Origin of the sequence: Caulobacter sp. LjRoot300 (genome assembly GCF_964253875.1) — a bacterium.
Classification (GTDB): Bacteria; Pseudomonadota; Alphaproteobacteria; order Caulobacterales; family Caulobacteraceae; genus Caulobacter.
In genome coordinates, this window is sequence record NZ_CAXUSA020000004.1 from 540072 (window position 1) to 564112 (window position 24041).

The following is a 24041-nucleotide window of genomic DNA, read 5'->3' on the forward strand; positions in this document are numbered from 1 at the left end:
TCTTTATTGAGCGGGCTCCAGAAACCCCACGATCGCCTCCGCCAGCGCCGGCTCCATCACCGCGCTCAGGTGGTCGCCCGGGACCCGGACCCCGCGCGCGTCGGCCATCATCGCCGCCAGCGCCTCGGCCGAGCCGTTGTCGTCGTCGCGCTGCCCCGCCACCACCAGGCTCGGGACGTCGATCGCCGCGATCTCGTCGGCCGAGGTGGCGGCGAACGAGGCCAGCACCCCCAGCATGGCGTCCGGTTTGAGACCGCCGGCCGCCATCATCGCCTGGACCCGCCGGCCAGCCCGGGGATCCTGGGCCGCGTCGCCGTGGCGCACGGCGTCCTCGAACATCGCCGCCCGCGCCCCGGCCGCCATCAGCCCGCGCTCGCCCATGCCCGCCAGGACCAGCTTGCGCGGCCGGGCCCCCCGCACCGCCATCCGCATCGCCGTGCGCGCGCCCAGCGAATAGCCGACCAGGTCGTAGTCGCTCAGGTGCAGGTGGGCGGCCAGGGCCTCCTGGTCCATGGCCAGCACGTCGCGCGGCCAGGCGGCCGGATCGGTCGGGGCGTCCGAGCGGCCATGGCCCCGCAGGTCGGGCGCGATCACCCGGCGGCCGGCGGCGGCCACGGCCGCGGCGATCCCGGGCAGGAACCAGTTGGCCTCGGCGCTGGCCAGGAAGCCGTGCAGCATTAGGGTCGGCCAGCCTTCGCCGAGCGTGCGGTAGCCGATGGAGACGCCGTCGAAGCTCTGGAAGCGGTGCAGGTCGGTCATCGCGGCAGCTTGGCGCCGCTCGCCCGCCAAGGTCCAGGTTCTTGACGGCGCGAGGCTCCCGTCGCAACTTGAGGTGGTTCGAGGTGCGGAGCGCGTCCATGTCCCTGAAGGTTCTCGTCAAGGCCCTCGCTGCCACGGCCGCACTCGTCGCGGCCTGCGCCCCGGCCAACGCATCGCCCGTCGTCTATGCCGACGGCCTGAAGGTCTTCCAGGACGTCTGCGTCACGCCGGCCTCGCACGCCGAGATCCTGAGCGCCGCGCGCGCCACCGGCTGGGACAGGCTCGCGGACGAGGCCGTGCCGGCGGTGGTGCGCGGCAACGGCATGGTCGGCCTGCAAGATGTCCGCCAAGGCGAAGTCGGCGGGACTCCGGTGCTGGTCGCGGTCGGCGACCTGGGCGGCACGTCGTTCTGCCGGATCTATTTCCGCCCCGTCGCGCCGGCGACCATGATCCAGCGCCTCGGCGCCGAGTCGGTGCTGGGCGCGCCGCTGGGCCCGTCGGACTTCGACGGGCCGATGAACTTCCCCGCGGGCTGGAAGGCGACGGGTTGGCATGTCAGCCGGCAGTCGCAGTGGCGCGCCGTCCACTACAGCTACGATCCCGACGGCCAGGGTCCGAACGCGGCCTGGCAGGCCATCGAGATCACCCGGGCGATCCGGCCGGTGAAGGTCAAGGGCCTTCCGACCTTCGGCTAGCCGTCTCGCTTTCGTCACCGCGCGGCGCTAACAAGCGCGCCATGACCCGTCACATTCCGCTGCAAGGCGTCGAGAACTTCCGCGACTTCGGCGACTACGCCGCCGGCGCGGGCCGGCTGAAGACGGGGCTGCTGTTCCGCGCCGCTCACCAGGCCCAGGCCACTGACGACGACCTGGTGGCCATGGCGGCGCTGGGCGTCGTGACGATCGTCGACCTGCGCCGGCCCAACGAGCGCCAGCGCGATCCGTCGCGGCGCTGGGCTGGTTTCGCCGCCGAGGTGATCGACAACGACCTGGGCGTCTCCGGCGAGGACCCCTGGCACGCCTTCCTGCGGGACTCGGACCTGTCGGTGAGCTCGATCCGGGGCTATCTGGTCCAGTACTACCGCCGCGCGCCGTTCGCCAAGCGGCACCTGGACCTGTTCCGCCGCTACTTCCAGGCCCTGGCCGCGGCGCGCGGTCCGGTGCTGATCCACTGCGCGGCCGGCAAGGACCGCACCGGCCTGCTGGCCGCCCTGACCCACCATGTGGCCGGGGTCGGCGACGACGACCTGGTCGACGACTACCTGCTGACCAATGACGAGGCGCGCTTCGCCCGGCGCGGGCCGGTGTTCGCCGACCTGCTCGAGGCCGAGCTGGGCCGTCGCCCGTCCGACGCCGCCGTGCGCGTGGCCATGGGCGTGGAGGCCGACTACCTGGCCGCGGCGATCGCCGAGATCAAGGCCCGCCACGGCTCGCTCGACGGTTATCTGGAGCAGGCGGTCGGGCTGGACGCCGAGGGCCGCGAGGCGGTGCGGGCGCATATTCTGCTGTAGGCGCGCGGGACGCCCCCTCCGTCACGATGCGTATTCGCATCGCGCCACCTCCCCCGCGATGCGGGTGAGGAGCGAGGGTCCTTCTCCTCCCCCGTGAAACGGGGGAGGTGGCCGCGAAGCGGACGGAGGGGGCGTCCTCCGCATTCCCCCCGTGACAAACGCTCGTTTCAAAGCCACGCTCCTATCCAAGTCGCCGCGCCAGACGGCGACCCTGTGCATAGGGTGGAACAGCATGAGTGAGGTCTCGGCCGCCGCGGCGGTCCCAGCGCCAAACACTTTGGAGGGGGAGCCCGTCGCCCCGCTGAAGTCGGGCCTGCCGCGCGGCGCCCTCGCCTGGATCCTGCAGCAGGGCGCGCGCGACCCCTATGTGATCCTGATCACCATCTACATCTTCTCGCCCTACTTCTCGCGGGTGCTGGTCGGCGATCCGGTGGCGGGCCAGGCCCTGGTGGCCAACATCTCCACGACCTACGGCCTGCTGACCGCCCTGACCGCGCCGCTGCTGGGGGCGATGATCGAGCAGTACGGGCCGCGCAAGCCGATGCTGGGCGGGGTGCTGGCGGTGATGGTCCCGGCCCTGGTCGCCCTGTGGTGGGCCATGCCGGCCGGCGGCCTGCCGCTGATGGCGACCAGCGCCCTGCTGATCGTGCTGGGCCTGGTCTACAACTGGGGCGACGTGCTGAGCAATTCGCTGCTGGGCCGGGCCGCCGGCGACGTCCCGGGCCGCGCCGCCCTGATCTCGGGCCTGGGCTACGCGGTGGCCAACGGCCTGTCGGTGGCCCTGCTGATCTTCATGCTGTGGGGCATGGTGCTGCCCGGCCAGGTCGACTGGCCCGGCGTGCCGCACGCGCCGCTGTTCGGCCTGGACCCGGCCAGGAACGAGCCCAGCCGGATCTCCGGGCCGATGGCGGCGGCGGTGATGCTGCTGGGCGCGATCCCGTTCTTCCTGTGGACCCCCGACGCCGCCCGCACCGGCCGCGGCTGGACAGCCAGCCTGCGGGCGGGGATCGCCCTCTTGCGCGACATCTTCGCCAACCTGCGCGGCCACCGCGACGTCGCCCTCTTCCTGGGCGCGCGCATGCTCTACAACGACGGCATGACCGCGCTGCTGGTGTTCGGCGGCCTGCTGGCGGCCGGGCTGATGAAATGGGGCGCGCTGGAGATGCTGGCCTACGGCATCTCGCTCAGCGTCTTCGGGGTGATCGGCGGCCTGGTGGCCCCCTGGTTCGACCGGGTCCTGGGGCCGCGCAAGGCGGTGCAGATCGAGATCGCCGGCTCGCTGGCGGTGCTGGTCGCCACCCTGGGCATGGGCCGCGAGAAGATCCTGTACTTCTGGACCTACGACCCGGCGGCCCACGCGCCGATCTGGAACGGGCCGCTGTTCCGCACCGCCCCGGAGCTGATCTATCTGGGCCTGGGGCTGCTGATCGCGGTGTTCGTCACCGCCCAGTACGCGTCGAGCCGCACCCTGCTAATCCGCCTGTGCCCGGCCGACAAGACCGCCGCCTTCTTCGGGCTGTACGCCTTGTCGGGCACGGCCACGGTGTGGCTGGGCTCGCTGCTGGTGGCCGTGGCCACCGCGATCTTCAAGAGCCAGGTCGGCGGCTTCCTGCCGATCGCCGCCCTGCTGGGGCTGGGGTTCTGCGGCCTGTTCCTGGTCCGCGGCGGCGACCCGGAGACCTGATCCGACGCGCGAAGTCGTAGCCTCGGGGCGCGGGGGGCGGTATCACCCGCCGATGCGTCACGTCGTCCTCATCAGCGCCCCCTGGCGCGACCCGGTCTGGGCCGCGGCCCCGTGGCGGGACGAACCCTTCGCCTGCGCGATGATCTCCGGCGGCCAGGCGGGGCGGTGGTCCTACCTGCTGCGCGAGCCGGACGCCACGCTGACGGTGACCGCCGAGGATCCCCGCGACCCGTTCGCCGCCCTGGCCGAACTGGTCGGGCCGCCCCAGGCCGTGGATCCCGAGGGGCCGCCGTTCCAGGGCGGCGTCGTGGGCCTGGCCGCCTATGAGCTGGGCGACCGGGTCGAGCGCCTGGGCCTGCCGCGCACCGGCTGGCCCGACCTGGCCTGCGCCCGCTATCCGGCCCTGCTGGCCTTCGACCACCTGCAGCGCCAGGTGCTGGCGATCGGCCGCGGCGGCTCGCAGAGCTTCGCCCGGGCCCGGGCCGAGGCGGCCCTGGGCTGGCTGGACGCCGCCTCGCCCACGCCGTACGACGGCCCGCTGTGCGAAGCGCTGAGCGCCAGCGACGGCGAGGCCTACGAGGCGGCCGTGGCCCAGGTGGTCGAGCGCATCGTTGGCGGCGAGATCTTCCAGGCCAACATCGCCCGCGCCTGGACCGGCCGACTGGTCGCCGGGGCCCATCCGTTCGACCTGTTCGCCCGCCTGCGCGCCGACAGCCCCGCGCCGTTCTCGGCCTATCTGCGCCTGCCGGGCCGGGCCCTGGTGTCCAACTCGCCGGAACGGTTCCTGAAGGTTACCGCCAAGGACGGGGCGGGCGACCTGACCATCGAGACCCGGCCGATCAAGGGCACCCGGCCGCGCGGCGCCGACCCGGCCGAGGACGCACTGCTGATCGCCGAACTGTCGGCCAGCGCCAAGGACCGGGCCGAGAACCTGATGATCGTCGACCTGATGCGCAACGACCTGGCGCGGGTCAGCCCGCCCGGCAGCGTCGCGGTCCCCGAGCTGTTCAAGGTCGAGACCTTCGCCAACGTCCATCACCTGGTCTCGACGGTGACCGGCAAGCTGGCGCCGGGCCTGGCCGCGGCCGACCTGCTGCGCGCGGCCTTCCCGCCCGGCTCGATCACCGGCGCGCCCAAGGTCCAGGCCATGAAGGTCATCGCCGAGCTGGAGACGCCGCGCGGGCCCTATTGCGGCTCGCTGTTCTGGGCCGGGGTCGACGGGGCGCTGGAGTCCAGCGTGCTGATCCGCACGGTCGGCCTTGAACAGGACCGGGAGGGTTGGCGTTTGGAAGCCAGGGCCGGGGCCGGCGTCGTCGCCGACAGCGACCCGCACGCCGAGCGCCTGGAGACCGAAGCCAAGTTCGCCGCCCTGCGCCGGGCCCTGATGGAGCCGCCCCGCGGATGATGACCCCACCCGACGATCGCGGCCTCTTGCTGGGCGACGGCCTGTTCGAGACCATGCTGTGGACGGGGGGCGACATGCCCCACCTCGACGCCCACCTGGCCCGCATGGCGGCCGGTTGTGAAACCCTGGGCCTGCCGGTCTTCGACCTCGCCGAAGCCCAGGTTCGGTGCCTGGCCGCGCCGAACGAGGCAGGGCTGGACGAGGTCCGCGCCGCTGTGCGCCTGACCCTGACGGCCGGATCCGGCGGCCGGGGGCTGGACCGTCCGGCCGCGCCCGTGCCCCGCCTGATGGCGACGGCCGCCGCCGCGCCGCTCGTGACCACGCCGGTCGACCTGGTCCTGGCCAAGACCCGCCGCAACGAAGGCTCGCCCGCCGCCCGGCTGAAGACCCTGTCCTATGTCGACAACGTCCTGGCCCGGGCCGAAGCCAAGGCGGCCGGCGCCGACGAGGCGGTGATGCGCAACAATCGCGGCGACCTGGCCTGCGCCGGGGCGGCCAACCTGTTCTGGGTGGCGGGCGGCTCGCTGTTCACCCCGGCCCTGCATTGCGGCGTGCTGGATGGCCTGGCCCGGCGGCGGGCGATGGCCGCGGCGCGCGAGCTGGACGTCGAGGTCCACGAGCTGGCCAGCGGCGCCGAGGCCCTGGACGCGGCCGAGGCGGTGTTCCTGACCAACAGCCTGATCGGCGTGCGGCCGGCGCGGCGCTTCGAGGGCGAGACCTTCGGGCCCCACGCGCTGGTCGAGCGCCTGCGCGAGGCGCTGCGCGACCCGTCAGCTACTTGACGCGCGTCACCTGCTCGGAAAGCCGCGGCTTCAAGTAGTAGGTGCGGCGGAAGGTCAGCGCCTGCGGGATCATGAACTTGAACACCGAATTGTACTCGTAGCTGGCCTTGCTCATGATCACGCTCTTGCCGGCGGGCAGCACGCTGACGGGAATGTCGAGCACGGCGTTGCGCGCGGGGCAGTCGACCGGCGCGTTGGAGGGGTCCGACCAGGCGACCACGTCCTTGCCGTTGGCGTCGGAGACGATGCTGACCAGGCACAGCCGCAGGGTCGAGGTCGGGAACGGCGACATCAGCACGTTACCGACGCTGAACAGGTCGTCGCGGCGGGCGTCGGTCAGCTGCTGGTCGCGGGCCACAATGTCGCCGATCGAGGCGGTCAGGTGGCTCAGGCGCCGCTGGGCCAGCATCGCCTGGGTCATCTCGGCCATGCCGAAGTAGAAGATGATCAGCACCGGCGCGATCAGGGCGAATTCGACGGCCGAGACGCCGCGGCGGTCGCGCCAGAACCGGGAGAGGCGGCGGGTCATGTGCATTTGATCGGGACTGGCGTTTCGGAATAGGGCTCGTTGGCGAACACCGCCGCGAACGTGATCCGGCGATCGCCGGGCGTACCGCCGACCGCCTCCTGCAGCAGCGGGGTGATCAGCGGCCACTTGTAGTAGCCGCGCACCAGCACGATCGACTTAGGGCCGCCGGGATCGAAGCAGGTCTTGCCGTCCGCGGGCGGCGGCAGGTTGGCGGTCTGGGCGAACGAGGGCAGGACGCGGACGTCGAGGATGAGCGAGGTGGCGCACGATGCGCCCAGCCAGGACATTTCGCCGCACACCGCGGTCTTGAACGTCGCGACGTCGCCGTTGCTGGCCTGCAGCGCTCCCGTGCGGATCGTGCGGTCGGCATTGGCCAGGGCGTTCTCCAGGCTCATCGAGACCAGGAACGCCAGGCCCAGCTCGATGATCGCGAACACCAGGAGGAGAAAGGGAATAGCCACGAAGGCGAATTCGATCGCCGCCGCGCCGTCGTCGGCGCGGGCGAAGCGGCGCAGCAGGCCCAGGCGGGCCAGAAGCTGGCGATGGTGTCGGGCTTGGTCGGCCATGGCGGTGTCCGCGTCAGCGCCTTCGGGAACGGCAGGCGGCGCAATCTAGGCCGCGCCTCCCTAATCAGGGGTTTAGAGACCCTGGAACAAGCCGCGCGATGCTCTAGGGGCTGTGGACGGGATGATCTTGGGCCGCCAAACGCCTAACTGTCCACAGCTCTAGGGGGTTGGCGCGGCGCCGCCGGCCGGCGCGGCCGTGGTGGTGTTCAGCAGGGAGCAGCGATCGCCGCAGGCATAGGTCGCGGCGCTGACGCCGCGCTGGACGACGACGGCCTGGGACGGGACGTTGGAGACCACCACGTCCCGGTCGGCCAGGGCCCGTCCGTGGGCGTCGAAGACCAGGACGGTCGTGGCGCCGGCCTTCTTGCCCAGCACCACCAGGGTCCGCTCGTTGACCAGGCTGACGTCGGCCACCGTCGGATCGCCCACCACGATGTCGCGCACGGGCGCGGACAGCATGATGCGCGCGGCGGCGCCGGCGCTGATCGAGAGCGGCGCGGACGGGCTTTCGGCGGCGGCGACCGTGGCGACGGAGAGGCTCAGACCGGCGCAGAAGGCGAGAGTCAGGCGGCGCATGAAGATGTTTTCCCAGGCTTTGTACGCGGCCAGCATGCCTTGGAATGGTCAATAAAGAACTAAGCTCACCGCTTGTGTATTCTTTCCGACACTTGAGAAACCGTTGCCGCGTAAGGGATTTTTGCGCCTCTCCACGGGTCACAGTTAAGGAAAGATAATGGTAAACTAAAATAAACCAAGGAAAAAACTTATGAAACCATCGTCTATTTACTAGGCATTAAGTGAAGTCGGCGAAATTGATCGTGTTTTCGGGGGTGAGCAAGTCGACACGGCTTGAGAGCCCAGATCCACTTACTGACCAGGAGATCCACCATGTCGAAGTTTGTCACCCGCTTCCTGAAAGACGAATCCGGCGCCACGGCCATCGAGTATGGCCTGATCATCGCTCTGATCGCCGTCGTGATCGCCACCATCGTCACCACGCTGGGCGGCAGCCTGAAGTCCGCCTTCACGAAGGCCGACGACGCCGTCAACGGCAACGCCAAGTAAGCCGCCTACGCTCGAAAAAGGAGGCCTCGGCAGCAATGCCGGGGCCTTTTTTGTCCCTGGATCGAGGAACCTCAGCATGTCGAAGTTCATCACCCGCTTCCTCGACGACGAAGCCGGAGCCACGGCCATCGAGTACGGGTTGATCATCACGATGATCGCCGTCGTGATCGCCAGCGTCGTGGGCGTGCTCGGCGGCCACGTGAAAGCTGCGTTCCAAAAAGGCGACGACATCTTCAAGGCCAGCTAGAGCATTTCCCGACCTGATTGCATCAGGCCGGGGCTCTAGGTTTTTGTTTTTGCGCATTTTCTTCACGCGAACCGGAATCCACTTCGCTCGAAAATGCTCTAGGCCCCGGTTTTCCGAAAGGCGGCCCGCGTCCGTCGGCCGAGCCTCGAGATTCTGGTCCGCGGGCCGGATTTTCGCCGGCCGGGAAACCATTGCTTCATGCGATGCGCGCAGACTGGCGTCGATCAAACAGGCTAGGCCGCCATGCAGACCTTTCAGTTCGCCCTGCTGCTTCTCTTCCCCGCGCTGGTCGTCGTGGCCGCGCTGAAGGACGTCACCAGCTACACGATCCCCAACTGGATCTCCCTGGCCCTGATCGTCGCCTTCCTTCCCGTGGCCCTGATCAGCGGCGCGTCCCTGACGGCCGTGGGCGCCTGCCTGGCCGCCGGCGTGGTCGCCCTGCTGGTCGGCATGGGCATGTTCGCGGCCGGCTGGATCGGCGGCGGCGACGCCAAGCTGTTCGCCGCGGCCGTCCTGTGGCTGGGCTGGCCCGCGGCCCTGCCGTTCATGCTGGTGACCGGCATGGCCGGCGGCGCCCTGACCCTGGGCATCCTCAGCCTGCGCTCGGGCTGGTTCGAACCGGTCCTGGCCGGCAGCCCCGCCTGGATCCGCAAGCTGGGCGCTCCCGGCGGCGACATTCCCTACGGCGTGGCCATCGCGATCGGAGCCCTGGCGACCTTTCCGCAAGGGGCCCTGGCCCTGGCCATCGGCGCCTAGCGTCCAGGCGGTTCCGACGGCCCTGGTCCCGCGTCAGCCTGTCGCGTCGCCTGGCCGCCTTTCGAAGCGGCGCCTTTAGCCGCTGTTAACCATGGGGGCGCGAACATCGGACGCGGCCAGAAGGGTCGTCCCGACGATTCGTGCGTGACCGCCTGAAGGCGGCTCGCCCCGCCAGCATCCCCGTCGCTAGAGCCCGCCGCATGAATCCTCTTCGCGCCATGATCGTCCTGGTCGCCGCCGTCGCGGCCATCGGCCTGGCCGTGGTCATGCAGAAGGTGATGGGCGGCAAGCCCGCGCCCGCCCCGATCGTCCAGACCTCCGCCCCGTCCGCCAAGCCCATGACCCAGGTTCTGGTCGCCAAGCGCGACCTGGCCATCGGCGCCCGCCTGGCCGCGGGTGACGTCGACTGGCAGCCCTGGCCGTCCGACGCCGTCAACGCCGCCTTCATCACCAACGGCGCGGCCGACCCCGTCCCAACCAAGGCGACCGCCAAGGCGGCCAAGGCGGTCGGCGACGCGGCGGGGACGATGATCGGCGGCGTCACGCCCGAGAAGGCCGTCGAGGGCGCGATCGTGCGCGACCCGATCCTGGCCGGCGAACCCATCACCCCCCGCAAGATCGTCCGCGGCGGCGAAGGCGGCTACCTGTCGGTGGTCCTGGGCCCCGGCAAGCGCGCCATGGCCATGCCCGTCACCTCCGAGACCGCCGTCGGCGGCTTCATCCTGCCCGGCGACAGGGTCGACGTCATCCAGACCCGCGAGGCGCAGAGCGTCGGCGAAGGCGAAGGGGCCGCCGCCAAGCAGACGGTCGCCGAGACCATCGTCCAGAACGTCCGCGTGCTGGCCCTGGACCAGAGCACGGCGGCCGAGAAGGACGCCAAGACCATCGTCGCCTCCACCGCCACGCTCGAGGTCGGTCCGGCCGAGGCCGAGGCCCTGGCCCGGGCCAAGGCCAGCGGCCCGGTGACCCTGACCCTGCGCGCCTATACCGACCTGGGCGGCCCCTCCGGCCTCGCGGTCGCCTCCCAAGATTCCGCCGTCGTCCGCATCAACCGCGGCGGCCAGACCTCCAGCACCTCGGTCCGCCCATGATCCGCCGGCTTTCTTCCGCCTCGCTGGCGGCCCTCCTGGTCCTGGCGCCGTCGACCGCCGTCCTCGCCGACGGCCCGGCGGCCGGCACCCACCTGTATCGGACGCCGGCCCGCATGGCGTCGCGTCCCATGACGGCCCCGATCATGGCAGCGCCCGCCGACCAGGTGCTGCGCATCGACCTGACCAGCTCGGGCGCCCAGAGCCTGGCCCTGTCGCGCGGCAAGTCGGCGATCATCGAGCTGCCGGTCGACGTGCGCGACATGCTGGTGACCAACCCAGCCGTGGCCGACGCGGTGCTGCGCGGCCCGCGTCGGATCTATGTCATGGGCATGGCCCTGGGCTCGACCGACGCGGTGTTCTTCGACGCCTCGGGTCGCAAGATCCTGAACCTGGCGATCCGCGTCGAGCAGGACTCCACGGCGCTGGAGGACACCCTGCGCCGCGTGCTGCCCAACGCCAGCATCCAGGTGCAGGCGATCCGCGACAGCGTGATCCTGACCGGTTCGGTCGCCAATACCGGCGAGGCGGGCATGGCCTCGCAGATCGCCAGCAAGTTCGTCGAAAAGCCCGACAACGTGCTGAACATGCTGACCATCGCCGGCAAGGACCAGGTGATGCTCAAGGTTCGCATCGTCGAGGTCCAGCGCAACGTGATCAAACAGCTGGGCGTCTCGACCGACCTGCTGTTCAACGACGGCTTCAAGAGTTACAGCCTGGGTCGCTCGAACACCTTCGGCGTCAACGGCGCGCTGGTGGGCGGCGGCGGCGCCTGCTACGGGCGCGACAACACCCGCACGACCAATGTCGCCAATACCGCCACGTCGAATGGCAGCAGCAGCTCGTCATCGACCAACAACACCAACAGCACGAGTACTTCGGCGGACTGGACCGGCAGCCTGGGCCAGGTGTCCAGGACCGTTTACGACATCAACGGTAGGCCGGTGACGGTCCTGGCGGATCAGACGGGCGTCCTCCATCAGGTCAACGGCAGCACAACCGGCTCGACCACCGGCTTGTCGAGCGTGCTCAGCAGCGTGGCGACGACGGCCTTCAAGACGGTGACCGGCAACAAGCTCAGCGGCTGCCTGCAGGCCTTCGAGCGCGTGGGCTTGCTGCACACCCTGGCCGAACCCAACCTGACCGTGGTGTCGGGCGAGGCCGGCAAGTTCCTGGTCGGCGGCGAGTTTCCGGTGCCCGTGGCCCAGGACTCCAGCGGCCGGATCTCGCTGGAATTCAAGCCGTACGGCGTGGGCCTGGGCTACACGCCCGTGGTGATGTCGGGCGGCCGCATCTCGCTGAAGCTGTCCACGGAAGTCTCCGAGCTGACCAGCCTGGGCGCCTTCACCCTGGCCAGCACCACCGGCGGCACCAATCTGAGCGTGCCGGGCCTGACCGTGCGGCGGGCCGAGACCACGGTCGAGCTGCCGTCCGGCGGCTCGCTGATGATCGCCGGCCTGCTGCAGCAGACCAGCAAGCAGGACGTCGACTCGCTGCCGGGCATGACCAACCTGCCGATCCTCGGCTCGCTGTTCCGCTCGCGCGACTATCTGAACGGCGAGACCGAACTGGTCGTCATCATCACCCCCTACATCGTCGACCCGACCCGGCCGCAGGATCTGCAGACCCCGGCCGACGGCCTGCAGACGGCCAGCGACATGAGCACGGTCCTGCTGGGGCGGCTGAACAAGGTGGTCAAGGCGCCGATCGGCGCGAACAGCGGGCGCGCCTACCAGGGCCCCGTCGGCTATGTGATCGAGTGAGAACGCGGACATGACGCGACCCCATCCTTCTTCGTCCCGCACGGCCTCGAGACTGGCCGCCGCCGGTCTGGGCCTGGCGTTGCTGACCGCCTGCGCCTCGTCGGGCGCCGGTTCGGACCCGGCCGCCGCGCCGCGCACCGCCTCCCAGCAGTGGGAAGACCGCGTCCATGTCGACGGCCGGCCGGACGAGGTGCTGCTGGTCATTCACGCCGAAGGGCTGTCGCCCGCCCAGAACCAGGCCCTCGACGGGCTGCTCGGCCGCTGGCTGAAGGCCGAGGCGCGCGAGATCGTGGTCAGCGCCCCGATCGGTGGCGCCGGCGGCGAGATCGCCGGCCGCATGGCCATGGCCGCCCGCCAGCGCCTTGTCGCCATGGGCGCGCCGCCCGCCAAGGTGCGGGTCGTCGGCTATGACGCCGCCGGCGCGCCGGACGCGCCGCTGAAGGCCGGCTTCCTGCGCTACATCGCCCAGATCCCGCAATGCGGCGCCTGGGAGAACATCACGGGCACCCGCAACAACAAGGCCTACGAGAACTTCGGCTGCGCGGTGACCGCCAACATCGCCGCCCAGGTGGCCAATCCCGAAGACCTGCTGGGCCCGCGCCCCGAGACGCCGATCGACTCCGGCCGCCGGGCGACCGTGCTCGACAAGTACCGCAAGGGCGAGGTCACCTCCTCGGCCAAGGACCAGCAGTCCAACGGCGTCATCTCCAAGGCGGTCAACTGATGACCACGCGCAACGATCACGATCCCTTCGACCTCGGCTTCGAGGCCGACGACGATTTCACCGTTCCCGCGGCCGCCGGAAGCGACCCGTGGCGCGGCGCGCCGCCGGAACGTTCCGGCGCCGACGACCCGTTCGCCGATTTCCCGCCCGTGCGCGAAACCGTTGCCGCGCCGTTCGCGGACCTGCCGCCGCCGGCCGAGCCCTATGCGCCCAAGCCGCCGACCGCCGCGCCGGTCGCCGCCGCCTCGCCCGCGGCGACCCGGATGGCCCCGGTCGAGGCGGCCGAGCCGGTCGCGCCGGTCGTCCATCCGGTCGGCGCCGCCCAGGCCCTGGTCCAGGAAGTCCTCGCCGCCGCCGACGCCGACATGGGCGAGGCGGCCGTGCCGCGCATCACCATCCACGCCTTCTGCGCCCGGCCCGAGACCGTCGCCCTGGTCGAGGCCGCCTCGGCCGACCGCCGGATGGCCCGCGCCTCGACCATCGCCCAACCCGGTGGACTGGAGGGGGCGGTGGCCTACTACCAGAACCAGTCGACCCCCTCGCTGGTGCTGGTCGAGAGCGTGGACGCCGCGCCGCGCATGCTGGCCCTGCTGGACGGCCTGGCCCAGGTCTGCGACCCGGGCACCAAGGTCGTGGTCATCGGCCAGACCAACGACATCGCCCTCTATCGCGAACTGATGCGGCGCGGGGTCAGCGAGTACATCACCCAGCCCCAGGGCCCGCTGCAGATCATCCGCGCGGTCTCCAGCCTCTATGCCGACCCCTCCGCGCCGTTCGTCGGCCGACAGGTTGCCTTCGTCGGCGCCAAGGGCGGCGTCGGGTCCTCGACCCTGGCCCACAACTTCGCCTGGTCGATGGCCGAGCGCGTGCAGGCCGCCACGGTGATGGTCGACCTGGACCTGCCGTTCGGCACCGCCGGCCTCGACTTCAACCAGGATCCGCTGCAGGGCGTGCTCGACGCCCTGAGCCAGCCCGACCGCCTGGACCCGGTGCTGATGGACCGCATGATGGTCCGCTGCGGCGACCGCCTTTCGCTGTTCGCCGCGCCCGCCGCCCTGGACCAGGACTACGAGATCCCGGCCGACGCCTTCGAGGAGGTCACCCAGAAGATCCGCGGCGCCGCGCCCTTCGTGGTGCTGGACCTGCCGCACAGCTGGAGCGCCTGGACCCGCCGGGTGCTGATCGCCAGCGACGACCTGGTGGTGGTGGCCACGCCCGACCTGGCGTCCCTGCGCAACGCCAAGAACATCGTCGACCTGGTCCGCCAGGCCCGGCCCAACGACGCCCCGCCGCGCCTGGTGCTGAACCAGGTGGGCGTGCCCGGCCGTCCGGAGATCCCGGTCAAGGACTTCGGCGAGGCCCTGGGCCTGACGCCGTCCCTGGTGCTGCCCTTCGATCCCAAGCCCTTCGGCCAGGCCGCCAACAACGGCCAGATGGTCGCCGAGGTGGCGCCGAAGTCGAAGGCGGCCGAGGGCATCGACCACCTGGCGCGCCTGATCAGCCGCCGCGAACCGCCGGCGGTCCAGAAGACCTCGGTCCTCTCCAGCCTGTTCAAGAAGAAGTAGGGCATGTTCGGCAAGCGCGACCAGGCCGCCGTCCGCACGGAGCAGGCGCCGCCGCCCGTCTCGACCGGCGCGCCGGCCATCGCCACGCGTCCGCAGCGGGTCGAGCCCGCCGCCAACGAATCCGCGCCCCCCGGCGCGCCGCCGGTCGCCGCGCCGGCCAAGGCCGTCGGCCCCAAGACCACCAACGGCCTGGAGCAGTTGCGCGCCGCCCAGGGCGCGCCGCCGACCGCCCACGTGGTCCGCGAACAGAGCGACTACTACCACGCCACCAAGACCACGATCTTCAACGCCCTGCTCAACACCATCGACCTTTCCCAGCTGGCCCAGCTGGACCTGAAGGCGGCGGCCGAGGAGATCCGCGACATCGTCGCCGAGCTGGTGGCGATCAAGAACGTCTCGATGTCGGTGTCCGAGCAGGAGCACCTGGTCCAGGACATCATCAACGACGTCCTCGGCTACGGCCCGCTGGAGCCCCTGCTGGCCCGCGACGACATCGCCGACATCATGGTCAACGGCGCCCACCGGGTGTTCATCGAAGTGGGCGGCAAGGTCCAGCTGACCAATGTCCGCTTCCGCGACAACCTGCAGCTGATGAACATCTGCCAGCGGATCGTCAGCCAGGTCGGCCGGCGGGTCGACGAAAGCAGCCCGATCTGCGACGCCCGCCTGCCCGACGGCAGCCGCGTCAACGTCATCGCCCCGCCCTTGGCGCTGGATGGTCCCACCCTGACCATCCGGAAGTTCAAGAAGGACAAGCTGACGATGAAGAACCTGGTCGACTACCAGTCGATCAGCCCGGAAGGGGCGCGGGTGCTGGGCGTGATCGGCGCCTGCCGCTGCAACATCGTCATCTCGGGCGGCACCGGTTCGGGCAAGACCACCCTGCTCAACACCATGACCGCCTTCATCGACCCGACCGAGCGGGTGGTGACCTGCGAGGACGCCGCCGAACTGCAGCTGCAGCAGCCGCACGTGGTGCGCCTGGAAACCCGGCCGCCGAACCTGGAAGGCTCGGGCGCGGTGACCATGCGCGACCTGGTCAAGAACTGCCTGCGGATGCGTCCCGAGCGGATCATCGTCGGCGAAGTCCGCGGGCCCGAGGCGTTCGACCTGCTGCAGGCCATGAACACCGGCCACGACGGCTCGATGGGCACGCTGCACGCCAACAGCCCGCGCGAGGCGATCAGCCGGATCGAGAGCATGATCACCATGGGCGGCTACGGCCTGCCCTCCAAGACCATCAAGGAGATGATCGTCGGCTCGGTCGACGTGATCGTCCAGGCCGCCCGCCTGCGCGACGGTTCGCGGCGCATCACCCACATCACCGAGGTGGTGGGGCTGGAAGGCGACGTGATCGTCACCCAGGACCTGTTCGTCTACGAGATCAACGGCGAGGACGCCGACGGCAACGTGCTGGGCAAGCACCGCTCGACCGGCATCGGCCGTCCGCGCTTCTGGGACCGCGCCCGCTATTACGGCCTGGAGCGCGAGCTGGCCGAAGCCCTCGACGCGGCGGAGTAGGCGATGCTGTTCATCCTCGCCGGCGTCCTGGGCTTCATCACCATAGCGGGGCTGGGTTTCGTGCTGGCCGGCGGCGGCGACGGCGGCGCCTCCAAGACCGTCAAGCGCGCCCAGCTGATCGCCGGCGGCGACCGCCAGGTCGTGGCCGCCCGCGCCAAGGCCGCCACCAACACCCCCGACGTTCGCCGCAAGCAGATCCTCAAGACCCTCAAGGAACAGGATCAGAAAAAGAAGAAGGCGTCGCTGACCATCGCCGCGCGCCTGCGCGCCGCCGGCCTGGGCGACAAGGTCCAGCTGTTCTGGATCATCAGCGGGGTGATCGGGCTGACCGTCGGCCTGGCGCTGCTGCTGCTGCGCCAGATGCCGATCATCGCCCTGGGCGCGGCCTTCGCCGCGGGCTTGGGCCTGCCGCGCTGGGTGGTGGGCATGTTGGCCACGGCCCGCACGAAGAAGTTCACGTCCGCCTTCTCCGACGCCATCGACATCATCGTGCGCGGCATCAAGTCGGGCCTGCCGGTCAACGACTGCCTGAAGATCATCGGCAAGGAGTGCCCCGAGCCCCTGGCCGGCGAGTTCCGGGCGCTGGTCGAGAACACGGGCATGGGCATGTCGATGGACCAGGCCCTGGAGCGCATGTACGAGCGCATGCCGACCAACGAGCTGCGGTTCTTCACCATCGTCCTGGCCATCCAGGCCAAGACCGGCGGCAACCTGGCCGAAGCGCTGGGCAACCTGTCGACCGTGCTGCGGGCGCGCAAGCTGATGGCCGAGAAGATCAAGGCCCTGTCGGCCGAAGCCGTGGCCTCGGCGGTCATCATCGGCTCCTTGCCGCCCGGCGTCATCGTGCTGATCTCGATCACCGCGCCCTCCTACATGGCGCCGATGTTCAGCGAGCAGCGCGGCCACTTCATGCTGATGATCGCCGGCTTCTGGATGAGCGTGGGCATCTTCGTGATGCGCAAGATGATCAACTTCAAGTTCTAGGGGAGGCGAACCATGATCGACAGGCTCACCGATCCCCAGACGCTGTTCAGCGCCTTCATCGCGATCGTGGTGTTCGCCACCATCGTCACCCTGGCCATGCCGATGATGAACAGCAGCAGCCTGGAAGGCCGGCTGAAGTCGGTGGCCAACCGCCGGGAAGAACTGCGCCGCCGCTCGCGCGAAGCCATGGCCGAGAAGAGCGGCGGCTCGCTGCGCCACGTCGACGAGGGGATGTACAAGAACGTCGTCGACCGCCTGCAGCTGTCCAGGCTGCTGGAAGACCCCAAGGTCGTCGACAAGCTGGCCCAGGCCGGCTTCCGCGGCCCCAAGCCGGTGTCGACCTTCTACTTTTTCCGCTTCGTGATGCCGTTCGCGTTCGCGGCCGTGGTGGCCTTCTACCTCTATCTGATCAACGGCTTCGGCCTGCTGCCGGTCCAGAAGCTCGCCGCCTGCTTCTTCGCCCTGACGGCGGGCTATTACGCGCCCAACCTCTACATCTCCAACATCGCCCAGAAGCGCCGTGAGTCGATCGTCCAGGCGTTCCCCGACGCCCTGGACCTGATGCTGATCTGCGTCGAAAGCGGCATGTCGATCGAGGCCGCCATCGCCAAGGTGGGGGCCGAGGTCGGCTCGGCCTCGATGGAGCTTGCCGAGGAGCTGTCCTTGCTCACCGCCGAGCTGAGCTATCTGCCCGAGCGCCGCCTGGCCTATGAGGGCCTGGCCCGGCGGACCAACCATCCCGGCATCCGCTCGGTGGTCACCGCCATGATCCAGGCCGAGCGCTACGGCACGCCGCTGGGCTCGGCCCTGCGGGTGATGGCCAAGGAAAACCGCGAGCTGCGGCTTTCCGCCGCCGAGAAGAAGGCCGCCGCCCTGCCGGCCAAGCTGACCGTGCCGATGATCGTGTTCTTCCTGCCCGTGCTGTTCATCGTGATCATGGGTCCGGCGATCATCAAGATCCAGGACGTGATGAAGAACCGCTAGGATCTGTGGACAGTTGGGCGTTTGGCCGTCGTGGGCCGCCCTCGTCCTTCGACAGGCTCAGGATGAGGGCTACTTTATAGGGCGGTTCAGTAGAACTCCTCATCCTGAGCCTGTCGAAGGACGAGGAATTCGGCCCAAGATCGTCAACTGTCCACGGCTCCTAGGGGTCGCCGGTCAGCAAGCTCATCCCTGCGGGCGTCGACGCGGCCGCCCAAGCCAGCCTCGGCATGGTCGAGCGGTCCGGCTTCATCGGAAAGATCCCGTCAGGCCTGGCTGGCCGCGAAGGACGGGCGAGCGGCCCGGCGGCTCTCGCTCCATTTCCAAGACCGGCCCCACCGGGTCAGCGGCTCCTCGATGAGCTTGGTCATGCCCACCCCGACCAGGACGCACACCGGCGCGGCCATCAGGGTGACCGCCCATTGCGCGGGACTGCCCAGGCCGGGTCGGGCGTGCAGGATCAGGCCGTGCATCAACCCCAGGACAGGGAGGTGGGACAGATAGATGCAGTAGCTGTTGTTGCCGAAAAACCGCAAGAACCGCGATTCCATGGTCTTGGCTTCGGGAGCGCCTCTGACTAGCGCGAGCAGATAGCTGGCGCATCCGATCGCCATGGTCAGCGGCCCAAAGACGTCGAACGCGGATCCGCCCAGTCGCTTGAGGACCAGGATGCCCCCGAGGGCGGCCAGGGGCGTCCATCGAAGCCAGGGTTCAAGCATCTTCCACGGCACGCGCGGGGAAGTCGCCATGAGGGCGCCCAGAATGCCGACCGCCAGGAGATCCCCGCGGCTGGGCAAAAGGGTCAGGCCGACCATGTGATTGGCGAAGCCGAATTCGAAGACGGCCAGGCGCAGGCCGACGGCGAGCGCCACGACGCAGGCCAGAACGGCGGGCAACCAGCGACGGGGCGTGAAGACGATCGCCGCCGGGGCCAGGAGATAGAAGTGCTCTTCCATCGCAAGCGTCCAGGTGGGCGCCAGCCAGTGGGCTCCGATCGTCTCCGTGGCGATCATGAACGCGGGTTGGCTGAAGGTCAGATAGCTCCACAGCGGAAAGAGCGGTTCGGCCTCCGACCACGCCGGGTCGCAGAGCCTAAAGAGGCCGAAAACCACCAGCACTGTGATCATGTAGGCGGGAATGGTTCGAAGGAACCGTCGCGCATAGAAGACCGAGAAGAAATTCTCGCACGCGCGCTTTTCCAGGATCAGCTTTCCGACCAGATATCCGCTCAGGACGAAGAACATGTCGACGCCGATCCAGCCGAACATCAGCGCCGAAACACCTCCTGGAACTTCGGCGAACAGGTGCGAGACGACCACGAACAGGGTCATCAAGCCTCTCACGCCGTCGAGCGCCACGATGCGCCGGACTTCCCCCGACGATGTCGCCGACGTCGCGTCGGGGACGGACACCCTCTGATCCTGCACTGAAGCGGCCATCGTTCTCCCCCCTCGGCGGTTGAAAATCGGCCAGGCGGCGTTGTCGTCGCGTTAACAGGCCTGGATGGAGGGGCTTTTTTCTTCCGCGTCTTGCGTTTGACCCGACGTCTCGAGGTTGGTCGGCGGGGTGGCCGAGAACGGCGTCAAGCGCCTATCCGCCCGCCTTCACGGCGGTCCACGACCGCGTCGCGCCTTCCTGGCCGACGGCGGCGCGCAGCCAGGCCAGGTTGTTGTCGACCGACTCCGGCGGCAGGTCCTGGCGGGCCAGTTTCTCGGCCTCGTCGAGGCGGCCCTGCAGGCCGATCACCAGGGCCAGGTTCTGGCGCACCTGGATGGTGGCGGTGGGCAGGGCGGACGCCTGGCGGAGCAGTTTCTCGGCCCCCGGCAGGTCGCCGGTCGAGGCCAGGTGCATGGCGAGGTTGGTCAGGGGGATCGCCTCGGCGGGGGCCAGGGCCACGGCCTGGCGGTGGGCGGCCAGGGCCTCGTCGTCGCGCTTGGCCTGCTCGTAGGCCACGCCCAGCAGCGACAGCGGCCGCCAGTCGCGCGGCTGCAGGGCGGCGGCCTTGCGGCCCGGCTCGATGGCGTAGAAGCCTTGGCCGCGCGCCACGTTGGCCCGCGCCGATTCCATCAGGGCGTCATAGTTGTCGGGGACGACGACCAGGATCCGGGCGGCCGCGTCGGCGGCCTCGTCATAGCGGCCCAGGGCGCGCAGGGCCTGGGACAGGCCCACGCCCGCCTCGACGTCGCGACCGTCGCGCTCGGCCTCGGTCGACCAGAACGCCATGCGGGTCAGGGGATCGGCGCGCCGCATCTCGGCCCGCTCGGCCGGCGTGGCCTTGCCCGGCGCCTGGGGCGCGGCGACGGGCGCGGTCGCCGCCACGGGCTTGTCGGCGGCGTGGGCCGAAGCCGCCATCAGCACGCTGCAAGCGAGGAGGGGGGCGAGAATGGTTGCGAGGCGCGCGCGCTTGCGACACATGAAGAGGAATCTCCCGACGGTCCCGCATCCTCGCGCGCGGCCCTCAAGGAATCGTTAAGCATAATTTCCCCGACCCATTGCAAGTTCAGGGCGCGTCCATGTCGGAACCGATCATCGCCTCCTCGTCCCGTTCCGCCGAGGACGGCCCGCCGACGCCGATCCACTGCCTCTACGAGTCCGAGCTGGCCGCTTTCGTCGAGGCGCGCCCCAGCTTCGTGAGGGGCTTCGTGGCCCTGGAGGACTTCAAGGCCAAGGCCGGACAGGTGCTGGTCCTGCCCACGCCGCAAGGGGCCGTGGACCGCGTGCTGCTGGGCCTGGGCGTTCGGGGCAAGGCCGAGGCCGCGCTGTTTCGCGCCCTGCCCGCTCGCCTGCCGGCCGGCGACTATCGCCTGGCGGCGGTCCCCGACGGCCTCGACGCCGGTCAAGTCGCCCTGGCCTTCGCCCTGGGCGCCTACAGGTTCGACCGCTACCGGCCCCGCACGGGGGAAGAGCCGCGACGACTGGTCGCGGACGAAAACATCGACCTGGACGAGGTCCACGCCGTGGCCCACGCCTGCGCCCTGGCCCGCGACATGGTCAACACCCCGGCCAACGACATGGGGCCGCTGCAGATCGAGACCATCGCCCGCGAGATCGCCGAGCGTTACGGCGCGACCCTGGAGGTGATCGTCGGCGACGACCTGCTGGAAGCCAACTATCCCGCCGTCCACGCCGTGGGCCGCGCCGCCGTCCCGGCCCGGGCGCCACGAATGCTGGAACTGACCTGGGGCGATGCAACCCACCCTCGCCTGGCGATCATCGGGAAAGGCGTGGTGTTCGACACCGGCGGCCTGGACATCAAGCCGTCCGGCGGCATGCGGCTGATGAAGAAGGACATGGGCGGCGCGGCCCATGCCCTGGCCCTGGGGCGGATGGTGATGGCCGCCGGCCTGCCGGTGGCGCTGAGCGTGCTGGTCCCGGTGGTCGAGAACGCCATCGCCGGCGACGCCATGCGGCCCGGCGACGTGCTGGCCACCCGCGCCGGCCTGACCGTCGAGGTCGGCAACACCGACGCCGAGGGCCGGCTGATCCTCGCCGACGCCCTGACCCGCGCCGCCGAGCTGGAGCCGGCGCTGACGATCGACCTGGCCACCCTGACCGGCGCGGCCCGCGTGGCCTTGGGGCCGCAGGTCATCCCGTTCTACACCCCCGACGACGACCTGGCCCTGGAGATCGAGGAGGGCGCGCGCGAGGCCTCCGACCCGGTTTGGCGCATGCCCTTGTGGGAGGGATACAGGGAGGCCGTCGAGAGCGACATCGCCGACCTGAAGAACGACCCCGACGCCTGGGCCCAGGCGGGCTCGATGACGGCGGCCCTGTTCCTGCAGCGCTTCGCCCCGACCACCGGATCGTGGGTCCATTTCGACATCTTCGCCTGGAACCCCAAGGGGCGGCCTGGCTTCGCGTCCGGCGGCGAGGCCCAGGTGATCCGAGGGCTGTACGGCATGCTGAAGTCGCGATTCCCGAAGGCCCAGGCATGAGCGACCCTCGCCTGACGCTGGCCCGCCCCGACCTGGCGGATCTTGACCTGCAGGGCCTGGTCGCCGCCGAGCGCTATGAGGCCCCGACCCTGCGCCAGATCGCCGTCCCGACCGCCGCCCTGCGCAAGGCCGCCCATCCGATGGCCGAGCAGTGGGACCAGCTGCTGTTCGGCGAGCTGTTCCGGGTGCTGGACGTCAAGGACGGCTTCGCCTGGGGCCAGGCGGCGCGCGACGGCTATGTCGGCTTCGTCGCCGAGGACGACCTGGCCGCCCTGGGCGCGCCGGCCACCCACCAGGTCGCGGTCCCCCGCACCTACGCCTTCGCCGAGCCCGACATCAAGTCGCGACCGGTCGGGCTCTATTCGCTGAACGCCCTGACCGCCATCGAGGCCACCGACGGCCGGTTCGCCCGCGGCGAGGGCACGGGCTGGTTCGTCGCCGCCCACCTGGCCCCGGTCGGCAAGGTCCTGACCGACTATGTGGCGGTGGCGCAGGGCTATCTGGGCGCGCCCTACCAGTGGGGCGGTCGCGAATCGCTGGGCCTGGACTGCTCGGGCCTGGTGCAGCAGGCCCTGGCGGCCTGCGGCAAGGCGGTCCCCCGCGACACCGACCTGCAGCTGGCCTTCTTCACCCCCGTCGCCGAGGCCGAGCGCCGGCGCGGCGACCTGGTGTTCTGGAAGGGCCATGTGGCCATCCTGCTGGACGCCGAGACCATCCTGCACGCCAACGCCCACCACATGGCCGTGGCGGTCGAGCTCCTGGCGGGGGCGGTGGCCCGGATTGAAGCGGCGGGCGGCGGTGGGGTGACGGGGTGGCGGAGGCCCTAGCCTATCGGGTCCATTTGGCCAGCCAGTCCACCATCTGCTGGGGGCGCTTGTGGCGGTCGTCGGTGACGTTGATCAGTTCCTTGCGGTTCAGCAGTTGGCCGCCTTCATCGACGATCAATAAGGCCGGCACGCCTTCCACGTCGGCGACGCCATAGCGCTCTAGGACCTGCAGATTGCGATCGAGACGGCCGACATCGACCGTGACGACCTCGTAGTGCCGATCGACAAAGGCCCAAACTTCGGGCAGGCGCATGACGCCAGCCAGGATGCGGCAGTCGGGGCACCAGTTGCCGCCCAGGTCGATCAGCAGCAGCTTGTGGGCCGCCTTGGCGCGCTTGGCGGCCGCGGCCACCTCGGCGTTCGCGTCGGCCTTCTCGTCATAGGGATAGGGCAGGGGCGTCGGCAGTTGGGCGGTGCTACGGATCCCGACCTTCGGAGCCGGAGCCGCCATGCCCGTCACGGGCAAGGCCAGGAGGGCCGTCACGGCCAAGGCGGCGATCTTGCGCATCGAATTCCATCTATAGGCTAAGCTTGTCGCCTTCGCCTATAGCGGGTGCGCGGGCGCGCGAACAGCCGGCCGGGACTGGATCGCCTACTTCGGCCACTGGGCCAGCCAGTCGGCCAGCGATTGCGGCGTCATGTGACGCGCGTCGGTCAGGGCGAACAGGGCGTTCGGATTGACCAGCTTGCCCTTGGTGTCGACCACCAGAAAGGTCGGCACGCCGTTCAGCTTGTTGATCCCGTAGCGGGCCGGGATCTGCATGTTGTGGTCGTAGCGGCCGACATTGACGGTCACCACCTCGTAGTGCTTTTCGACGAAGGCCTTGAGGTCGGGCTGTTCGATCATGCCGGCGAACACCCGGCAATCGCCGCACCAGTTGCCGCCCAGGTCGATCAGGACCAGCTTGTGCTTGGCCTTGGCGGTCTTGATCGCCTTGGCGACGTCGGCCTCGGCGTCGGCCTTCTCGTCATAGGGATAGGGCAAGGGCGTGGGCAGGTCGGCCAGCGACTTCAGGGCCACGGTCGGGGCCTTGGCGGCGAAGGCCAGGCTCGGGAGCGCCGAGACGGGGGCGGCGATCAGCAGCGCGGCGAGCGAGGCGGCCAGCAGGCGAGACGTCATGGTCGAACGGTTCCGGTGAAGCGGTGCGGTCCGATACTCTACTCACGGAATGGGGAAAGACCGCAAGGCAGCTTTGCTGCGGGCGGTTCCACGACGCCTGGGGCGCCCCGATCGCAGGCGCCCGGAAAGCGGCAATGAAAAAGGCCGCGAAGCGAACTTCGCGGCCTTGGTCGTGTCTGGACCTGGAGTCGATCAGGACTTGGCGGTCGTCGCGGCCGGGGCCGGGGTGG

25 protein-coding genes are annotated in these 24041 nt (G+C 70.0%); 17 read left to right on the top strand and 8 right to left on the bottom strand.

Features of this window, described 5'->3' with window-relative positions; translation table 11 throughout:
* Positions 1–3: 3 nt before the first annotated feature.
* A complete protein-coding gene (locus ACSQ2G_RS16990) occupies positions 4–759 on the bottom strand; it encodes an alpha/beta fold hydrolase (RefSeq protein WP_436032835.1) in 756 nt (251 codons plus the stop codon).
* A gap of 98 nt (positions 760–857) precedes the next feature.
* Between ACSQ2G_RS16990 and ACSQ2G_RS16995 the strand changes: the two genes are divergently transcribed.
* From ACSQ2G_RS16995 to ACSQ2G_RS17015, 5 genes are all read left to right on the top strand, one after another.
* Complete coding sequence (locus tag ACSQ2G_RS16995) at positions 858–1454, top strand: hypothetical protein (protein ID WP_436032837.1); 597 nt, start codon at positions 858–860, stop codon at positions 1452–1454.
* A 41-nt stretch (positions 1455–1495) separates the two neighbouring features.
* The gene (locus tag ACSQ2G_RS17000; protein WP_436032839.1) at positions 1496–2269 is read left to right on the top strand and encodes a tyrosine-protein phosphatase; all 774 of its coding nucleotides are present in this window, start codon (positions 1496–1498) and stop codon (positions 2267–2269) included.
* Positions 2270–2501: 232 nt separating this feature from the next.
* On the top strand, positions 2502–3953 hold the full coding sequence (locus tag ACSQ2G_RS17005) for an MFS transporter (protein ID WP_436032841.1): 1452 nt from the start codon (positions 2502–2504) through the stop codon (positions 3951–3953).
* 52 nt (positions 3954–4005) lie between these two features.
* Positions 4006–5358 carry an aminodeoxychorismate synthase, component I gene (pabB, locus tag ACSQ2G_RS17010; protein WP_436032843.1) on the top strand — a complete coding sequence of 451 codons (1353 nt, stop codon included), beginning with the start codon at positions 4006–4008 and terminating at the stop codon, positions 5356–5358.
* Entirely contained in the window at positions 5355–6140 is a 786-nt protein-coding gene (locus ACSQ2G_RS17015) for an aminotransferase class IV (RefSeq protein WP_436032845.1), read from the top strand. Before pabB ends, ACSQ2G_RS17015 begins: the two co-directional genes overlap by 4 nt.
* On the opposite strand, the gene ACSQ2G_RS17020 is transcribed toward ACSQ2G_RS17015, so the two are convergent.
* From ACSQ2G_RS17020 to ACSQ2G_RS17030, 3 genes are all read right to left on the bottom strand, one after another.
* The gene (locus tag ACSQ2G_RS17020; RefSeq protein WP_436032847.1) at positions 6133–6669 is read right to left on the bottom strand and encodes a TadE/TadG family type IV pilus assembly protein; all 537 of its coding nucleotides are present in this window, start codon (positions 6667–6669) and stop codon (positions 6133–6135) included. The two genes, ACSQ2G_RS17015 and ACSQ2G_RS17020, sit on opposite strands and share 8 nt — an antisense overlap.
* A complete protein-coding gene (locus ACSQ2G_RS17025; RefSeq protein WP_436032849.1) occupies positions 6666–7235 on the bottom strand; it encodes a TadE/TadG family type IV pilus assembly protein in 570 nt (189 codons plus the stop codon). Before ACSQ2G_RS17025 ends, ACSQ2G_RS17020 begins: the two co-directional genes overlap by 4 nt.
* 159 nt (positions 7236–7394) lie before the next feature.
* Positions 7395–7811: a pilus assembly protein N-terminal domain-containing protein gene (locus tag ACSQ2G_RS17030; RefSeq protein WP_436032851.1), complete on the bottom strand. Its 417-nt coding sequence runs from the start codon at positions 7809–7811 to the stop codon at positions 7395–7397.
* A gap of 312 nt (positions 7812–8123) precedes the next feature.
* Between ACSQ2G_RS17030 and ACSQ2G_RS17035 the strand changes: the two genes are divergently transcribed.
* The 10 genes from ACSQ2G_RS17035 (at position 8124) to ACSQ2G_RS17080 (ending at position 17932) form a co-directional block, all read left to right on the top strand.
* Positions 8124–8300, top strand: a complete 177-nt coding sequence (locus ACSQ2G_RS17035) for a Flp family type IVb pilin (RefSeq protein WP_436032853.1) — start codon at positions 8124–8126, stop codon at positions 8298–8300.
* A 76-nt stretch (positions 8301–8376) separates the two neighbouring features.
* On the top strand, positions 8377–8547 hold the full coding sequence (locus ACSQ2G_RS17040; protein WP_436032855.1) for a Flp family type IVb pilin: 171 nt from the start codon (positions 8377–8379) through the stop codon (positions 8545–8547).
* Between the two features lie 243 nt (positions 8548–8790).
* Entirely contained in the window at positions 8791–9303 is a 513-nt protein-coding gene (locus ACSQ2G_RS17045) for an A24 family peptidase (RefSeq protein ID WP_436032857.1), read from the top strand.
* A 200-nt stretch (positions 9304–9503) separates the two neighbouring features.
* A complete protein-coding gene (gene cpaB / locus ACSQ2G_RS17050) occupies positions 9504–10394 on the top strand; it encodes a Flp pilus assembly protein CpaB (RefSeq protein ID WP_436032859.1) in 891 nt (296 codons plus the stop codon).
* Positions 10391–12154, top strand: coding sequence for a type II and III secretion system protein family protein (locus tag ACSQ2G_RS17055; RefSeq protein ID WP_436032860.1), 1764 nt, complete (start codon positions 10391–10393; stop codon positions 12152–12154). The genes cpaB and ACSQ2G_RS17055 overlap by 4 nt, the downstream gene beginning before the upstream one ends.
* Positions 12155–12164: 10 nt before the next feature.
* Positions 12165–12878 (top strand): CpaD family pilus assembly protein, encoded by a 714-nt coding sequence (locus ACSQ2G_RS17060; RefSeq protein ID WP_436032861.1) that lies wholly within the window; start codon positions 12165–12167, stop codon positions 12876–12878.
* A complete protein-coding gene (locus tag ACSQ2G_RS17065; RefSeq protein WP_436032863.1) occupies positions 12878–14443 on the top strand; it encodes an AAA family ATPase in 1566 nt (521 codons plus the stop codon). Before ACSQ2G_RS17060 ends, ACSQ2G_RS17065 begins: the two co-directional genes overlap by 1 nt.
* A 3-nt stretch (positions 14444–14446) precedes the next feature.
* On the top strand, positions 14447–15964 hold the full coding sequence (locus ACSQ2G_RS17070; protein WP_436032865.1) for a CpaF family protein: 1518 nt from the start codon (positions 14447–14449) through the stop codon (positions 15962–15964).
* A gap of 3 nt (positions 15965–15967) precedes the next feature.
* A complete protein-coding gene (locus tag ACSQ2G_RS17075; RefSeq protein ID WP_436032867.1) occupies positions 15968–16948 on the top strand; it encodes a type II secretion system F family protein in 981 nt (326 codons plus the stop codon).
* A gap of 12 nt (positions 16949–16960) precedes the next feature.
* On the top strand, positions 16961–17932 hold the full coding sequence (locus ACSQ2G_RS17080) for a type II secretion system F family protein (protein WP_436032869.1): 972 nt from the start codon (positions 16961–16963) through the stop codon (positions 17930–17932).
* A gap of 263 nt (positions 17933–18195) precedes the next feature.
* On the opposite strand, the gene ACSQ2G_RS17085 is transcribed toward ACSQ2G_RS17080, so the two are convergent.
* Both ACSQ2G_RS17085 and ACSQ2G_RS17090 read right to left on the bottom strand, forming a co-directional pair.
* Positions 18196–19287: an acyltransferase family protein gene (locus tag ACSQ2G_RS17085; RefSeq protein ID WP_436032871.1), complete on the bottom strand. Its 1092-nt coding sequence runs from the start codon at positions 19285–19287 to the stop codon at positions 18196–18198.
* A gap of 232 nt (positions 19288–19519) precedes the next feature.
* Complete coding sequence (locus ACSQ2G_RS17090) at positions 19520–20344, bottom strand: tetratricopeptide repeat protein (RefSeq protein ID WP_436032873.1); 825 nt, start codon at positions 20342–20344, stop codon at positions 19520–19522.
* Positions 20345–20442: 98 nt separating this feature from the next.
* On the opposite strand from ACSQ2G_RS17090, the gene ACSQ2G_RS17095 reads away from it, so the two are divergent.
* Positions 20443–21864, top strand: a complete 1422-nt coding sequence (locus ACSQ2G_RS17095; protein ID WP_436032875.1) for a leucyl aminopeptidase family protein — start codon at positions 20443–20445, stop codon at positions 21862–21864.
* The gene (locus tag ACSQ2G_RS17100) at positions 21861–22691 is read left to right on the top strand and encodes a C40 family peptidase (protein ID WP_436032876.1); all 831 of its coding nucleotides are present in this window, start codon (positions 21861–21863) and stop codon (positions 22689–22691) included. Before ACSQ2G_RS17095 ends, ACSQ2G_RS17100 begins: the two co-directional genes overlap by 4 nt.
* 1 nt (position 22692) lies before the next feature.
* On the opposite strand, the gene ACSQ2G_RS17105 is transcribed toward ACSQ2G_RS17100, so the two are convergent.
* Both ACSQ2G_RS17105 and ACSQ2G_RS17110 read right to left on the bottom strand, forming a co-directional pair.
* Positions 22693–23199: a thioredoxin family protein gene (locus ACSQ2G_RS17105; RefSeq protein WP_436032878.1), complete on the bottom strand. Its 507-nt coding sequence runs from the start codon at positions 23197–23199 to the stop codon at positions 22693–22695.
* An 84-nt stretch (positions 23200–23283) separates the two neighbouring features.
* Positions 23284–23811: a thioredoxin family protein gene (locus ACSQ2G_RS17110; protein ID WP_436032880.1), complete on the bottom strand. Its 528-nt coding sequence runs from the start codon at positions 23809–23811 to the stop codon at positions 23284–23286.
* Between the last annotated feature and the right edge of the window lie 230 nt (positions 23812–24041).

Bases quoted from the DNA above. Each gene is read 5' to 3' on its own strand.
- ACSQ2G_RS16990 (WP_436032835.1), bottom strand. From the start codon at position 759: ATGACCGACCTGCACCGCTTCCAGAGCTTCGACGGCGTCTCCATCGGC.
- ACSQ2G_RS17100 (WP_436032876.1), top strand. From the start codon at position 21,861: ATGAGCGACCCTCGCCTGACGCTGGCCCGCCCCGACCTGGCGGATCTT.
- ACSQ2G_RS17055 (WP_436032860.1), top strand. From the start codon at position 10,391: ATGATCCGCCGGCTTTCTTCCGCCTCGCTGGCGGCCCTCCTGGTCCTG.
- ACSQ2G_RS17090 (WP_436032873.1), bottom strand. From the start codon at position 20,344: ATGTGTCGCAAGCGCGCGCGCCTCGCAACCATTCTCGCCCCCCTCCTC.
- ACSQ2G_RS17040 (WP_436032855.1), top strand. From the start codon at position 8,377: ATGTCGAAGTTCATCACCCGCTTCCTCGACGACGAAGCCGGAGCCACG.
- ACSQ2G_RS17075 (WP_436032867.1), top strand. From the start codon at position 15,968: ATGCTGTTCATCCTCGCCGGCGTCCTGGGCTTCATCACCATAGCGGGG.
- ACSQ2G_RS17035 (WP_436032853.1), top strand. From the start codon at position 8,124: ATGTCGAAGTTTGTCACCCGCTTCCTGAAAGACGAATCCGGCGCCACG.
- ACSQ2G_RS17025 (WP_436032849.1), bottom strand. From the start codon at position 7,235: ATGGCCGACCAAGCCCGACACCATCGCCAGCTTCTGGCCCGCCTGGGC.
- ACSQ2G_RS17105 (WP_436032878.1), bottom strand. From the start codon at position 23,199: ATGCGCAAGATCGCCGCCTTGGCCGTGACGGCCCTCCTGGCCTTGCCC.
- cpaB (WP_436032859.1), top strand. From the start codon at position 9,504: ATGAATCCTCTTCGCGCCATGATCGTCCTGGTCGCCGCCGTCGCGGCC.
- ACSQ2G_RS17070 (WP_436032865.1), top strand. From the start codon at position 14,447: ATGTTCGGCAAGCGCGACCAGGCCGCCGTCCGCACGGAGCAGGCGCCG.
- ACSQ2G_RS17045 (WP_436032857.1), top strand. From the start codon at position 8,791: ATGCAGACCTTTCAGTTCGCCCTGCTGCTTCTCTTCCCCGCGCTGGTC.
- ACSQ2G_RS17060 (WP_436032861.1), top strand. From the start codon at position 12,165: ATGACGCGACCCCATCCTTCTTCGTCCCGCACGGCCTCGAGACTGGCC.
- ACSQ2G_RS17030 (WP_436032851.1), bottom strand. From the start codon at position 7,811: ATGCGCCGCCTGACTCTCGCCTTCTGCGCCGGTCTGAGCCTCTCCGTC.
- ACSQ2G_RS17065 (WP_436032863.1), top strand. From the start codon at position 12,878: ATGACCACGCGCAACGATCACGATCCCTTCGACCTCGGCTTCGAGGCC.
- ACSQ2G_RS17020 (WP_436032847.1), bottom strand. From the start codon at position 6,669: ATGACCCGCCGCCTCTCCCGGTTCTGGCGCGACCGCCGCGGCGTCTCG.
- ACSQ2G_RS17095 (WP_436032875.1), top strand. From the start codon at position 20,443: ATGTCGGAACCGATCATCGCCTCCTCGTCCCGTTCCGCCGAGGACGGC.
- pabB (WP_436032843.1), top strand. From the start codon at position 4,006: ATGCGTCACGTCGTCCTCATCAGCGCCCCCTGGCGCGACCCGGTCTGG.
- ACSQ2G_RS17015 (WP_436032845.1), top strand. From the start codon at position 5,355: ATGATGACCCCACCCGACGATCGCGGCCTCTTGCTGGGCGACGGCCTG.
- ACSQ2G_RS17000 (WP_436032839.1), top strand. From the start codon at position 1,496: ATGACCCGTCACATTCCGCTGCAAGGCGTCGAGAACTTCCGCGACTTC.
- ACSQ2G_RS17110 (WP_436032880.1), bottom strand. From the start codon at position 23,811: ATGACGTCTCGCCTGCTGGCCGCCTCGCTCGCCGCGCTGCTGATCGCC.
- ACSQ2G_RS17005 (WP_436032841.1), top strand. From the start codon at position 2,502: ATGAGTGAGGTCTCGGCCGCCGCGGCGGTCCCAGCGCCAAACACTTTG.
- ACSQ2G_RS17080 (WP_436032869.1), top strand. From the start codon at position 16,961: ATGATCGACAGGCTCACCGATCCCCAGACGCTGTTCAGCGCCTTCATC.
- ACSQ2G_RS16995 (WP_436032837.1), top strand. From the start codon at position 858: ATGTCCCTGAAGGTTCTCGTCAAGGCCCTCGCTGCCACGGCCGCACTC.